The organism is Ruegeria sp. AL7 (assembly GCF_056536105.1).
Genome location: NZ_JBQFJF010000002.1, coordinates 456,793 through 469,935, shown reverse-complemented (window position 1 = coordinate 469,935; position 13,143 = coordinate 456,793). Strand labels below are relative to the sequence as shown.

Below are 13,143 nucleotides of genomic sequence, written 5' to 3'. Positions count from 1 at the left end.
TCACAAAACGATCAAGGCCGCGCCAGATTCATTATACGTAGCCGTTATCAACTGCAGGCATTGATCCAGGGGTCAACAACGGCACGGTTGGCGTCCAGCCATTCCTCTGCCGCTTCTTCCGGCTCAAGCTCATCAGTGTCGACCAGCTTTGCCATTTCCGCGATCTGAGGGTTGGTGAAAGAAATCTGGGTCAGGGCGCAATACGCGGCTGGCCACTTGTCTTTCATGCCATCCCAAGCCGCCTTTTTCAGATATCCACTTGCCGGGTTGCCACAATCATACAGCGCGTCCGGGTTCGGACCCTTGGCAGGATCCTTGTCGCAGCCGTCTTCCCATGCAGGGAACTCCACAAACTCACCGGGCCAGACGGCTTCGGCAAAGTTTGGCGTCCAGTTGAATACAAGAACCGGGGTCTTGTCGGCCTCGGCGGCACCAATCTCGGCCCACAACGCTGCGGCGGAACCCGCATTGATCACGGTGAAGTTCAGATCAAGCGCTTCGGCGCGTTCCTTACCATGTTTCAACCAGTCTACCGGACCATCAAGATACCGACCCTTATCCCCGGTCTCGGCCGTGGCAAACAGGTGCGCGCAGTCGTTCAGTGCATTCCAATCAGGCAGGCCCGGGCAGGATTCCTTGGTCCACATCGGGTACCACCAATCTTCGCGCGTGACGGCATCATGATCGCCCGCGTCATGCAAACCGCCCTTTTCCAGCGCGGCCCGGTAGGATGCGCCAAACGCGCCTTCCCAGACTTCCATCTCAAGCGCGACGTCGCCCAAGCGGACCGATTCATAAACCGCCTGGCTGTCGGTGGTGACATATTCGACGTTGTTGCCCATCTCTTCGAAGATCAGACCGACGACGTTGGACATCACGATCTGGCTGGACCAGTTGTGAATTGGAATGACAATCGGGTCGCTGCTGTCTTCGGCAATCGCCCCGGTTCCCGCTACTGCCGCCAAGGTTGCTGCGGAAAGGAGGTTTGTAAGTTTCATGTTCGCTCCCTGAGTGAGGTTCGTTTTTTGTCAAAGGGGCTCTTCCGGCCCGCGAATTTGTGCATTTTGCCTAGAATCGCTCATAATGCAGAAAAGAAATTTGAGGGGCGTTGACCATAAAATCTTGAGGCAAACTCAACTTTTTACTATGTTAACAGTCGGTTGCCCGTTCAGACGGCAACGGGTGACCATGAATGTTTTTGCGTGTGGCCGCGTCCAGATCGGGAAAGATCCTGTAAATGCCAAAGAAAACATCAGTCACAGGGAAAGTCCTTCCTCCGCTTGATTATTTGTTGGCGTTTGAAGCCGCGGCAAAAGCGCAAAGCTTTGTGCAGGCCAGTAAGGTGCTGAACATCTCGGAAACCGCGATCAGCCGCAAAGTGCGCCTGCTGGAGCAGCATTATGATGTGCCATTGTTTGTGCGAGGTCACCGTTCGGTGTCACTGACGCAACAAGGTGCCATTCTGTTGGCAACTGTCGAGAAGTCTCTGGATCAGATGCGGGACGTCAGCCGTGAGATGCTGGCCAAACATCAGGCCAACAAGGTGTCGATTTCCGCGACGAACTCTGTCGCGTCTTTGTGGTTGATGCCACAACTGCACAAGTTCAACAAATCCAACGGTCGTATCCGTATTTCGCTGGTGTCTTCGGACAGTGACGCAGAATGCCTTTCGGATTCCATGGACCTGACAATACTGCGTGGAGATGGCGAGTGGCCGGGATACGAAGCAAAGCTTCTGTTCGGAGAAACAGTGTTTCCGGTTTGTAGCCCCGAGTACCTCAGAAGCAACCCCAATGCGGCAGTTCTTTCCGCGCTGCCGGAACTGGACCTTATTGAAGTCACCAGCAGCCATGCGGAGTGGATGACATGGCGTACATGGTTCAGCGGTAACGGTGTTTCCACCTCAGCGATGGAACAAGCTGTGGCTTTCAACACCTATCCACTGTCGGTTCAGGCTGCCGTCGATGGTTTGGGAATTGCATTGGGCTGGGCCCATCTTGTTGACCCCTTGCTTGAGAGCGGCGCGTTGGTCAGGCCGGTCCAGAACGCTTCGGTGCGAACGCAATCCGGATACTACCTGCTGAAAAGGCCGCTTCAAAAAGCTTTCCCGGAACAGCGCATCGTCGAGGATTGGTTGCTGGGTCTCAGCGCAGGTCGAAAAAGATACGCCTGATCCTGGTCGCAAACCGCTGATTCTTGACTTGATGTTTGGAAATGTCCCTTGGGCGTTCTAAACTCACGTATTGACCCTTGGGAATATTTATTTACCTTAAAGAAAATTTCGACCGAATCTGGCCCTGCGTTTTGTCGCTTTGGCCGGACCAATTCAGACTATCTCACGCAGGGAGACCAAACCCAATGAGCTATAAATCCGACATCGAAATTGCGCGTGAAGCGAATAAGAAGCCGATCCAGGAGATCGGCGCGAAGCTTGGAATATCCAGTGATGATCTTTTGCCGTATGGGCATGACAAGGCGAAGGTGAGCCAGGAGTTCATCAACTCGGTGCAGGGTCGTGAGGACGGCAAGCTGGTGCTGGTGACGGCGATCAACCCGACGCCTGCGGGTGAAGGCAAGACGACCACAACGGTTGGTCTGGGTGACGGTCTGAACCGGATCGGCAAGAATGCGATGATCTGTATCCGCGAGGCCTCGCTGGGTCCGAACTTCGGCATGAAGGGCGGCGCTGCGGGTGGCGGCTATGCGCAGGTTGTTCCGATGGAAGAGATGAACCTGCACTTCACCGGCGATTTCCACGCGATCACCTCGGCCCATTCGCTGCTGTCGGCGATGATCGACAACCACATCTACTGGGGCAATGAATGCGAGATCGACACCCGCCGGGTCGCATGGCGTCGTGTGGTCGACATGAACGACCGTGCCCTGCGCCAGATCACCGCCAGCCTGGGCGGCGTGTCGAACGGGTTCCCGCGCGAAACAGGTTTTGACATCACCGTGGCGTCCGAGGTCATGGCGATCCTGTGCCTGTCAAACGACCTGAAGGATCTGGAAAAGCGTCTGGGTGATATCATCGTGGCCTATCGCCGCGACAAGACGCCGGTCTATTGCCGCGACATCAAGGCCGAAGGCGCGATGACCGTTCTGCTGAAAGACGCAATGCAGCCGAACCTGGTGCAGACGCTGGAAAACAACCCGGCCTTTGTCCACGGTGGCCCGTTCGCGAACATTGCGCATGGCTGCAACTCGGTGATCGCGACCAAGACCGCGCTGAAAGTGGCTGACTATGTGGTGACCGAGGCGGGCTTTGGCGCCGATCTGGGCGCCGAGAAGTTCATGAACATCAAGTGCCGCAAGGCGGGCATTGCGCCCTCTGCCGTGGTTCTGGTTGCCACCGTGCGCGCGATGAAGATGAATGGCGGTGTCGCCAAGGCCGATCTGGGTGCCGAGAATGTCGCTGCGGTCAAGGCGGGCTGCGCCAACCTGGGCCGCCATATCGAGAACGTGAAGTCGTTCGGTGTGCCGGTTGTTGTCGCCATCAACCACTTTGTCACCGACACCGATGCCGAGGTTCAGGCGGTGAAGGATTATTGCGCCTCTCATGGGGTCGAGGCGGTTCTGTCGCGCCATTGGGAGCTGGGCTCGGAAGGCTCTGCCGATCTGGCCCGCAAGGTTGTGGAAATCGTCGAAGGGGGCTCTGCGAACTTCGCGCCGATCTACCCCGACGAGATGCCGCTGTTTGAGAAGATCGAAACCATCGCCAAGCGCATCTACCGCGCCGACGAGGTTCTGGCCGACAACAAGATCCGCACGCAGCTGAAAGAATGGGAAGCTGCGGGGTATGGCAACCTGCCGGTCTGCATGGCGAAAACCCAGTACAGCTTCTCGACCGACCCGAGCTTGCGGGGCGCGCCCACCGGCCATTCGGTGCCGGTGCGTGAAGTCCGCCTGAGCGCGGGCGCGGGCTTTATCGTGGTTGTCTGCGGTGAGATCATGACCATGCCGGGCCTGCCCCGCAAACCGGCCGCGGAAACCATCTGCCTCAATGACGCAGGTGAGATCGAGGGCTTGTTCTAAGCCGCTGAATAAGACATCTCGTGGTCCGGGACCCCCGGGCCATGAGGAGACGATGATGCCCACTCTGACACCGCCGCAGGACTGCCATTCGATGCGGGATCTGCGGGTTCAGATCGACAGGCTGGACCGCCAGCTGATCGGGATGCTGGTGAGGCGCGCAAGCTATATCGACCGCGCGTCTGAGCTGAAGCCGGGCGAGGGCCTGCCCGCCCGCATCCCGGACCGGGTCGAGGATGTGGTGCAAAAGGTGCGCGCCAGTTCGCAGGCGGCGGGGATGGACCCCGATTTGTCCGAAACGCTCTGGCGCATTCTGATTGACTGGTCGATTGCACGTGAGGAACGTGTGCTCGGCCCCGAGTAAAGACCGGGCGCGTTCTGCGCCCGTTTGGGTTTTGAAAGAAGGGACCAAAGGATGGTAGCGCAGGTTATCGACGGGAAGGCCTTTGCCGCCAAAGTGCGCGCGCAGGTGACCGATCAGGTTGCAAAGCTGAAAGAGGAAAACGGCATCACCCCCGGCCTGGCCGTGGTTCTGGTGGGCGAGGATCCGGCCAGCCAGGTCTATGTCCGCTCGAAAGGCAAGATGACCGTCGAGGTCGGCATGAACTCGTATGAGCACAAGCTGGATGCGGAGACCTCGGAGGCGGAGCTGCTGGCGCTGATCGACAAACTGAACACCGACCCGGCGGTGCATGGCATTCTGGTGCAGTTGCCGCTGCCCAAGCACCTGAACGAGGATCTGGTGATCAATTCGATCGATCCGGCCAAGGATGTGGACGGCTTCCATATCTCGAACGTGGGCCTTTTGGGCACCGGTCAGAAATCGATGGTGCCCTGCACCCCGCTGGGCTGCCTGATGATGCTGCGCGATCACCACGGGTCGCTGTCGGGCATGGATGCGGTTGTCATCGGTCGCTCGAACATCGTGGGCAAGCCGATGGCGCAGCTGCTGCTGGGGACAGCTGCACCGTGACCATCGCGCATTCGCGCACCAAAGATCTGCCGGATGTGGTCCGCCGCGCCGATATCGTCGTGGCCGCTGTCGGTCGCCCCGAAATGGTGCCTGGCGACTGGATCAAGGAAGGCGCCACCGTGATCGACGTGGGCATCAACCGCATCGAGCGGGATGGCAAGACCAAGCTGGTCGGCGACGTCGACTATGCCAGCGCTGCCGAACGCGCCGGCGCCATCACCCCGGTCCCCGGCGGCGTCGGCCCCATGACCATCGCCTGCCTGCTGGCCAACACCCTCACCGCCTGCTGCCGCGCAAACAAACTCCCAGAACCAGAAGGCCTGACCGCCTGATAAACACGGGGGCCGGAGCGGGGCGTTTCAGAGTGCAAGGTACCCTATACCTGCAAATGCAACACAACACCCAAGCCACTGCTGAAGAGCCATTTTTTCCTTCAATATGGCCCAGGCCAGAACTACGGTTAACAACCCAAAAACGGATGCCGAGACCGAGGCAAATTGTGCATTGGGCAAACCACCCGCTGAGACCACGCAAAGGATGGCAACTGCATCCAGAACACCCATCACACATAACAGGGGCATCGCTTGGGGTCCGGGCCAAATTGCTTTTCCAGATGCCACAGCAACCATCCCCAGAGTCAGGATTGCCGCCAATCGGCTGACCAGCGAGACCGAGTACTCGTTGCTAAGCTCGGTTGCATATTGTCCGAGGGCAAAGGCCGCCGCGAAGCCGACGGCCGCAACCAGCGACAGCAGTATTGTTGGGCCTGTTGCCGGATACACCACCGCATCCCGTTCGGACTTGGCTGCGACCACGGAAACCCCGATGCCAATCGCAATGACGGCAAGCCAATGCAGCGGGCTGATAGTTGCACCACGCCATATGGCCAGCAACACGGACAAGACCGGGTAACTCGCGACAAGTGGCGCAACCAACCGAACCGGGCCACGCTGAAAAGCGGCATACATGCTGATACCCGCCAACAGATAAAACCCGCCCGCGGCGACAGCGGTGAACACTGCGGCACCAGAAATCGAGTCAAATGTACCCAGCGTCACCGTCAGACCAAACTGAAGCACCGCGCCCGATATCAGCACGACCATCAGCGACGCGATCACGCTGACAGACTGGCTGACATAACGTACTGCCAGATCGTGTATCCCCCAGCAAAGTGCCGCGACCAGGCCAAGCGCCAGAGCAGTCATTTTGTCATCACCATCATCGGCTTTGTTTCAATCCGCTTGAGACCATGCATACGTCAAACTGTCACTGGTATTAAACTTATTTTCCTGTTATGCAATATTATTGAAGCCAAAGGCAGTAAGAGGCAGCACATGACGTCTGCATTAGAGCAACTTGGCGGTGAGAGCCGGCTGCGCAGTCTGGTTGAGCGTTTCTATGATCGGATGGAAACGGATCCGGCAGTTTATTCCTTGCACAGGCTACACTTTCGCGGCCATGGGCTAAACCATACCAGACAGGCCCAGTTCGAGTTTCTCAGCGGTTTTCTGGGAGGGCGGGCCTATTACCGCGAACGATTTGGTCATATGGACCTGCGCGAAATTCATGCGCATGTCCCTATCCGCGAAGCTGATGCCGAGCTTTGGCTGGAGACGTTTGACGCCGCGCTGGCGGATTGCGGCATGTCCGGTCCGGTTGTCGATAGGATGCGCGTGACGTTGCGCAGGGCGGCGCTCATGCTGGTCAATGACGTACCTGACTGGCGGCTGGAGGCGGATGCGGGCGCAGATGCCCGTGACACACAGCGTGAAAAGAGCGACTAACTTCGCGTGGCCATCGCAGAAACAGGGCCGCCTATGGCGCGGCCCCGATATGCAACCCTGCAATCCGACTTAGATATCGAGCGTGTTGTCTTTTTCCCAGCGCGAGAAATGGGAAACAAAAGAGTTCCATTCCTGATGCTTCATTTTCAGGAAAGCTGACGAGAATTCGGAACCCATCATCGCCTTCAGCTCTTTGTCCTTGTCGTATTCGCGCAGCGCATCAAGCATGTTCAGGGGCAGTTTCGGTGCACCGCGTACCTTATGGCCTTCGGCATACATATCGATGTCCCAGCGCTTGCCGGGATCGGCCTTGGACCGGATACCTGACAGCCCGGCCGCGATGATGACGGCCTGTAGCAGGTAGGGGTTGGTTGCGCCATCGGGCAAGCGCAATTCGAAACGTCCGGGGCCGGGAACGCGCACCATGTGCGTGCGGTTGTTGCCGGTCCAAGTCACCGTGTTAGGCGCCCAGGTAGCACCGGATATCGTCCGCGGCGCGTTGATGCGTTTGTAGCTGTTCACCGTGGGGTTGGTGATCGCCGCCAGTGCCGAGGCGTGTTTCATGATCCCGCCGAGGAAGTGCTTGCCGCGTTCTCCCAGACCAACCTCGCCGGTTGGGCCGTCACCCTCTCCTGCGAATACATTGGTTTTGGCGGCATCACCCGGCGCATCCCAGACCGAGATATGGGCGTGGCAGCCATTGCCGGTCAGTCCTTCGACCGGTTTCGGCATGAATGTCGCCCGAAGCCCGTGTTTTTCCGCGATCGATTTTGCCATGAACTTGAAGAAGGAATGCTTGTCTGCTGTGCGCAGGACATCATCAAATTCCCAGTTCATCTCGAACTGGCCGTTGGCATCCTCGTGGTCGTTCTGGTACGGACCCCAGCCCAGGTCCAGCATGTAGTCACAAATTTCGCGCACCACATCATAACGGCGCATCACGGCCTGTTGGTCATAACAGGGCTTTTCGGCTGTATCAAACGGATCACTGATCTGTTCGCCATCCGGGGTCATCAAAAAGAACTCGGCCTCGATCCCGGTTTTGACATGCATGCCCTCGCTTGCCGCTTCGCCAATCAGGCGGCGCAGAACATTGCGCGGGGCTTGCGCGACGTCCTTGCCTTCCATCACACAGTTGCCCGCAACCCATGCCACCTCTGGCTTCCATGGCAGCTGGATCACCGATGACGGGTCCGGCACCGCCAGCATGTCAGGATGCGCAGGGGTCATATCCAGCCAGGTGGCAAACCCGGCAAAACCAGCGCCATCTTCCTGCATCTCGGCAATGGCTTGCGCTGGCACCAGTTTGGCCCGCTGTCCACCAAACAGATCGGTGAACGAGATCATGAAGTATTTGACGCCTTTTTCTTTTGCGAAAGCTGCGAGATCTGTCGTCACGATTGCTTTCCTTTCCCTGTTGAATTTTCGGTTTTCAAAGCAAGAACGCGGCCCCCATTCAGGAGGCCGCGTCGCATATGTTCAGAACCCTTCCTTGCCCGGGTACCAACTGGTTCCCGCTAAGGGCACCCGCGCCATCGCGGCGGCCTCCATGGTCAGGGCACACAGGTCCTCCGGCTCGAGGTTGTGCAGGTGGTTGTGACCGCAGGCGCGCGCAATGGTCTGCGCCTCTAACGTCATGACCTTCAGGTAGTTGCGCAGCCTGCGACCCGCTTCGACGGGGTTCAAGCGCGCGGCAAGCTCTGGGTCCTGCGTTGTGATGCCAGCGGGGTCGCGCCCTTCGTGCCAGTCATCATAGGCCCCTGTGGTCGTGCCCAGTTTCTGATACTCGGATTCCCATTTGGGATCGTTGTCGCCAAGGGCCACCAGAGCGGCGGTGCCAATGGCGACCGCATCGGCCCCAAGCGCCAATGCTTTGGCCACATCTGCACCTGTTCGTATGCCACCCGAAATGACCAACTGAACTTCACGATGCACACCTAGATCCTGCAACGCCTGCACGGCGGGGCGGATACAGGCCAGTGTGGGCAAGCCAACATGTTCGATGAACACATCCTGCGTGGCAGCTGTGCCACCCTGCATCCCGTCCATGACCACGACATCAGCCCCGGCCTTTACCGCCAGTGCAGTATCATAATAGGGGCGCGTCGCGCCGACCTTGACATAGATCGGCACCTGCCAACCGGTGATTTCGCGCAACTCAAGGATCTTGATCTCCAGATCGTCCGGCCCGGTCCAGTCCGGATGGCGACAGGCCGAACGCTGGTCGATGCCTTTGGGCAGGGTCCGCATTTCGGCCACACGGTCGCTGATCTTCTGACCCAGAAGCATCCCGCCACCGCCGGGTTTAGCGCCTTGCCCGACCACGACTTCAATCGCATCCGCCTTACGCAAATCATTCGGGTTCATGCCGTAGCGCGAGGGCAGATACTGGTAGACCAGCTTGGATGAATGACCCCGTTCTTCCGGGGTCATGCCGCCATCACCGGTTGTGGTCGACGTGCCCGCAGCAGATGCGCCACGGCCCAAAGCCTCTTTGGCAGGACCAGACAACGCGCCGAAACTCATACCCGCGATGGTGATCGGAATGTCCAACTTGATCGGATTTTTCGCAAAACGTGTGCCTAGCGTTACCGAGGTATCGCAGCGTTCGCGATATCCTTCCAGCGGATAGCGCGAGATGGATGCGCCCAAAAACAGCAGATCGTCGAAATGAGGGACCCTGCGCTTGGCTCCGCCACCGCGAATATCATAGATGCCGGTCGCAGCAGCGCGTCGGATCTCGGCATTGATGGGGTTGGAGAACGTCGCCGACTGGATCGGCAGGGTGCGGGGGATCTGATCGTCCATATCTTTCATACCCTTCTTCCTCAGTATGCGGCGGCGTTGTCGATGTCGAAATTGTACAGCTGCCGAGCCGAGCCGTAGCGTTTGAACTCTTCCGGTTTGGCATCACAGCCCGCCCGGTCCAGCAGGTCTTTCAGTATCTCCAGATGTTCGGGACGCATTTCCTTCTCGATACAATCGGCACCAAGACTTTTGACCGAGCCGCGCACGAACAGCCGCGCCTCGTAGAGTGAATCCCCCAGCGCATCGCCTGCGTTTCCGCAGACCACCAGGTTTCCGGCTTGCGCCATGAAGGCGGACATGTGGCCGATATTGCCGTGCACGACGATGTCGATGCCTTTCATCGAAATGCCGCAGCGCGAGCTTGCATTGCCCTTGATCACCAGCAATCCGCCATGGCCGGTCGCGCCGGCATATTGGCTGGCGTCACCATCGACGATGACCTGACCGGACATCATGTTCTCTGCAACACCCGGCCCGACGGACCCTTCGACCTTGATAGTTGCCTGCTGGTTCATCCCCGCGCAGTAATACCCGGTCGATCCCTTGACCGTCACCTCGATCGGCGCGTCCAGCCCAACGGCAATCGCATGGCTGCCCTTGGGATTTACAATTTCCCAACGGGTCTGGTTGGTCTCGGAATTTTGTGCCTGCAAGCAAGAGTTCAATCCGCGCAGCCCGTCTGCCTCTAGATCATAGGTCTGCATATCAGGCGGCCTTTTCGTGGGTTGTGGGGCTGTCGTTGTGCGACCAGAAATAAACGGTGGACGGTTCAGGTTCCCAAACTCGTGCATCTTCGATGCCGGGCAGGTTCACTAGGGCGCGATACTCGCTGCCAAAAGCCACATACTGATCGGTTTCAGCCATCACGGCTGGTTTACACGCGATCGGATCACGCACGACGCCAAAGCCGTCCTTGGTTCCCACGACAAAAGTGAAGAAACCGTCCAGATCATCGATGCTGGATTCCAGAGCCTCGCCCAAGGTGGCACCATTCATCATCTTCCAGGTCAGGTAGGCTGCGCCAACTTCGGTGTCGTTCTCTGTCTGGATCGTTACACCCGCGCGGCGCAGTTTGCGGCGCAACGAGTTATGGTTGGACAGCGACCCGTTATGGACCAGACATTGGTCGGACCCTGTATTGAACGGGTGGGCACCCATTGTGGTCACCGCAGATTCCGTCGCCATGCGGGTGTGTCCGATGCCATGCGTGCCGCTCATTCCGCTGAGGTTAAAACGCTCGGCAACATCCTTCGGCAGGCCGACTTCCTTGTAGATTTCAAGGCTGTCACCACGGCTCATCACCCGGACCGACGGGCGGATCTCAGCCAGAGCGGACCGTGCAGCTTCGAACTGACCGGCAGGAATTTCCAAAACGGCATGTGTGTCGTTGTTTCTTTGACCAACAGACGTACCCAGGCTTTTGCCCAACTCGTCCGCAAGGTCGACAAAATCGGTTTCGGGGTTGGGGGACTGAACCGTAATCTTGGTTTTACCCCCCGATTCTGCGCCATAAATCGCAATACCGGCACTGTCGGGGCCACGATCTGTCATCGTGATCAGCATGTCTGTCAGCATATTGCCCAGTTGAGGAGCAAGGGACTGATCTTTGAGGAATAATCCAACAATTCCGCACATGGCTGGCAGATCTCCTTGTGTGTTTCGTTATGATTCGACGGTACCAATTATTCTGCAGGATATCAATAACGGTAGGAAAGTTTTTTTCCTGTCAGGCAATGGACGCATCCATTGATCTTGCGCCCATTGCCGGTTCTCAAAACCGGATCAATAACGATCCAGCTGTGCTTTTACTCTGTCTTCGTCTCCTGCGTGGCGGGCTTTTTCAAGATGCTCGCCCTCGCGGACAAATTGGATACGGTGCCAGCCGATCCAGAAGACGACGCCGATGATGACCATCAGAATTTCGTACCCCTGGAAGGGATAGACCGGGCCGACTTCGGCAAGATCAACGGCCCAACTTGTATATCCGATTGTAGACATAACGTTCTCCTCTATTTCGCGGCTGCGCCGCGGGCGGCCAGCTCTTCTTTGTCAGCCGCGATGATCGCTGCTTTGGCATCTTCGTAGGCATGGTGTTCGGCGTAATCGAGGCCCTGAAGCTCAACCTCTTCCGGTATGCGAAGAACACCGGCAGCAGCTTGCAACTTGGCCACGATCCAACCGGGCATGAAACCCAGCACAAAGAACATTATGACTGCACCGGTGACCTGTCCGACCGGATTGATCGTCGCATATCCTTCGTAAGGCGAAGACGGGACACCCCACAGGACAAACCCAGCAATGATGAGGCCAATGACACCTGAGTACCCGTGCACTGCAACCGCCCCGACAGCATCATCCAGCTTGAACCGGCGTTCGACCCAGTAGTGCAGCTTGTAGACAATCACGACACCGATCGCGCCGATGATCATCGCCTGGATCGGGTGGTACAGGTCATTCCCTGCGGATGCGGTGATAACACCGGCCAGCCCGCCAGAGAACGTCCAGAAGGCATCGCCTTTTGAAACCACATACGCCGCCATCAATCCACCAGACAGAGACATCAGGAAATTGAAGGTGATCGCCGAGAGAGTCGTCGGAGCCAGATAGATGTTTGTTGCGGTCCAGGTCACACCAGTGATCTGCCCGTCAATCGCCTCGGGAGAGATCACCGGAACGTTGCAGGCAGCGTAGAAACCCCAGAAACCGGTGTAGATCAGGAAAATCCCGATCGTCAGCATCCACGGATTGTGAGGTGGAATATCCCGAGGAGTTCCGTCCTTAGCAAACTTGCCAAGGCGTGGACCCAGAACCATGATCACACCAAGCGCATACCCCCCGGCGATCGCGTGAATAACGCCGGATGCATAGGCATCATGATACCCCAGAACACGCACCATCCAGCCGGCATAGTGCCAACCCCATGCGGCATCGATGATCCAAAAGACCGACCCGATCAGCACCGCATGTACCCAAAGGGCCGAAGATCTGATCCGCTCGATCACCGAGCCGGAAACGATCGAGGCCGCGGTCCACGAAAACAGCAGGAATGCGGCCCAGAAGACCCCTGTGATTCTGTCGCCAAGGTTGGTGGCCATTGTGTCGGCCCAAGGCAGATTCGCGGCACCCGCTTCTGCATCCAGACCGCCCCAGAACGGAAAGTTCGGAAAGGCCCAATAGATCCACCATCCGAAGAAGAAGAACGTGACCGTCACCAGCGGGATGATCATGATGTTTTTCATCAATGTGTGCATGTGGTTACGCGCTCGGCTGGCGCCGACCTCGTACATGCAAAAGCCCACATGGATGAGGAACATGAAGACGACCGTTACCCAGTAATAAAACTCGGTAAAGACCGTTGTGAGTGCGTTTAGATTACCATCCACTTCGTAGTCTCCCTGTTGTTGCAGCAGGAGGTCCGCCCGCGCAGAATTTCCTGCTGGGAATATTTATCCACTCAGAGGACATTTTCATTTGCGACCTGTCAATAGATATGTGGGGCAAACACCTTTTAGGCTTGTCCGCGACCTACGCTTTGGCACACCATAA

Annotated in this window: 12 protein-coding genes and 1 pseudogene; 5 read left to right on the top strand and 8 right to left on the bottom strand. The window is 57.8% G+C overall.

What is annotated here, in order from left to right:
• Positions 1-47: 47 nt before the first annotated feature.
• Entirely contained in the window at positions 48-998 is a 951-nt protein-coding gene (locus ACR3E2_RS19420; RefSeq protein ID WP_480484928.1) for an ABC transporter substrate-binding protein, read from the bottom strand.
• Positions 999-1,237: 239 nt separating this feature from the next.
• Here ACR3E2_RS19420 and ACR3E2_RS19415 point away from each other — a divergent pair, with 239 nt between their 5' ends.
• From ACR3E2_RS19415 to folD, 4 genes and pseudogenes are all read left to right on the top strand, one after another.
• A complete protein-coding gene (locus ACR3E2_RS19415) occupies positions 1,238-2,173 on the top strand; it encodes a LysR substrate-binding domain-containing protein (protein WP_480484929.1) in 936 nt (311 codons plus the stop codon).
• A gap of 185 nt (positions 2,174-2,358) precedes the next feature.
• Positions 2,359-4,035, top strand: coding sequence for a formate--tetrahydrofolate ligase (locus ACR3E2_RS19410; RefSeq protein ID WP_480484955.1), 1,677 nt, complete (start codon positions 2,359-2,361; stop codon positions 4,033-4,035).
• Positions 4,036-4,090: 55 nt separating this feature from the next.
• The gene (locus ACR3E2_RS19405) at positions 4,091-4,396 is read left to right on the top strand and encodes a chorismate mutase (protein WP_480473724.1); all 306 of its coding nucleotides are present in this window, start codon (positions 4,091-4,093) and stop codon (positions 4,394-4,396) included.
• A gap of 51 nt (positions 4,397-4,447) precedes the next feature.
• A pseudogene (gene folD / locus ACR3E2_RS19400) lies at positions 4,448-5,337 on the top strand (bifunctional methylenetetrahydrofolate dehydrogenase/methenyltetrahydrofolate cyclohydrolase FolD).
• Positions 5,338-5,364: 27 nt separating this feature from the next.
• Here folD and ACR3E2_RS19395 read toward each other — a convergent pair.
• Positions 5,365-6,210 carry an EamA family transporter gene (locus tag ACR3E2_RS19395; protein ID WP_480483616.1) on the bottom strand — a complete coding sequence of 282 codons (846 nt, stop codon included), beginning with the start codon at positions 6,208-6,210 and terminating at the stop codon, positions 5,365-5,367.
• Between the two features lie 129 nt (positions 6,211-6,339).
• Between ACR3E2_RS19395 and ACR3E2_RS19390 the strand changes: the two genes are divergently transcribed.
• Entirely contained in the window at positions 6,340-6,789 is a 450-nt protein-coding gene (locus ACR3E2_RS19390) for a group II truncated hemoglobin (RefSeq protein WP_480478526.1), read from the top strand.
• Positions 6,790-6,858: 69 nt separating this feature from the next.
• Here ACR3E2_RS19390 and glnT read toward each other — a convergent pair whose 3' ends face one another.
• From glnT to ACR3E2_RS19360, 6 genes are all read right to left on the bottom strand, one after another.
• Complete coding sequence (glnT, locus tag ACR3E2_RS19385) at positions 6,859-8,187, bottom strand: type III glutamate--ammonia ligase (protein ID WP_480483615.1); 1,329 nt, start codon at positions 8,185-8,187, stop codon at positions 6,859-6,861.
• Between the two features lie 81 nt (positions 8,188-8,268).
• Complete coding sequence (locus ACR3E2_RS19380; protein ID WP_480483619.1) at positions 8,269-9,597, bottom strand: FMN-binding glutamate synthase family protein; 1,329 nt, start codon at positions 9,595-9,597, stop codon at positions 8,269-8,271.
• A gap of 20 nt (positions 9,598-9,617) precedes the next feature.
• Entirely contained in the window at positions 9,618-10,301 is a 684-nt protein-coding gene (locus tag ACR3E2_RS19375; RefSeq protein ID WP_480483614.1) for a protein GlxC, read from the bottom strand.
• Position 10,302: 1 nt separating this feature from the next.
• A complete protein-coding gene (locus ACR3E2_RS19370; protein WP_480483613.1) occupies positions 10,303-11,232 on the bottom strand; it encodes a class II glutamine amidotransferase in 930 nt (309 codons plus the stop codon).
• 147 nt (positions 11,233-11,379) lie between these two features.
• Positions 11,380-11,595 (bottom strand): hypothetical protein, encoded by a 216-nt coding sequence (locus ACR3E2_RS19365; protein ID WP_480483612.1) that lies wholly within the window; start codon positions 11,593-11,595, stop codon positions 11,380-11,382.
• Positions 11,596-11,606: 11 nt separating this feature from the next.
• The gene (locus tag ACR3E2_RS19360) at positions 11,607-12,980 is read right to left on the bottom strand and encodes an ammonium transporter (RefSeq protein ID WP_480483611.1); all 1,374 of its coding nucleotides are present in this window, start codon (positions 12,978-12,980) and stop codon (positions 11,607-11,609) included.
• Positions 12,981-13,143 lie beyond the last annotated feature (163 nt).

Excerpts from the sequence above, each read along its gene's own strand:
- ACR3E2_RS19370 (WP_480483613.1), bottom strand. The coding sequence starts at position 11,232 with ATGTGCGGAATTGTTGGATTATTCCTCAAAGATCAGTCCCTTGCTCCT.
- ACR3E2_RS19420 (WP_480484928.1), bottom strand. The coding sequence starts at position 998 with ATGAAACTTACAAACCTCCTTTCCGCAGCAACCTTGGCGGCAGTAGCG.
- ACR3E2_RS19405 (WP_480473724.1), top strand. The coding sequence starts at position 4,091 with ATGCCCACTCTGACACCGCCGCAGGACTGCCATTCGATGCGGGATCTG.
- ACR3E2_RS19375 (WP_480483614.1), bottom strand. The coding sequence starts at position 10,301 with ATGCAGACCTATGATCTAGAGGCAGACGGGCTGCGCGGATTGAACTCT.
- ACR3E2_RS19410 (WP_480484955.1), top strand. The coding sequence starts at position 2,359 with ATGAGCTATAAATCCGACATCGAAATTGCGCGTGAAGCGAATAAGAAG.
- ACR3E2_RS19415 (WP_480484929.1), top strand. The coding sequence starts at position 1,238 with ATGCCAAAGAAAACATCAGTCACAGGGAAAGTCCTTCCTCCGCTTGAT.
- ACR3E2_RS19365 (WP_480483612.1), bottom strand. The coding sequence starts at position 11,595 with ATGTCTACAATCGGATATACAAGTTGGGCCGTTGATCTTGCCGAAGTC.
- ACR3E2_RS19390 (WP_480478526.1), top strand. The coding sequence starts at position 6,340 with ATGACGTCTGCATTAGAGCAACTTGGCGGTGAGAGCCGGCTGCGCAGT.
- ACR3E2_RS19380 (WP_480483619.1), bottom strand. The coding sequence starts at position 9,597 with ATGGACGATCAGATCCCCCGCACCCTGCCGATCCAGTCGGCGACGTTC.
- ACR3E2_RS19395 (WP_480483616.1), bottom strand. The coding sequence starts at position 6,210 with ATGACTGCTCTGGCGCTTGGCCTGGTCGCGGCACTTTGCTGGGGGATA.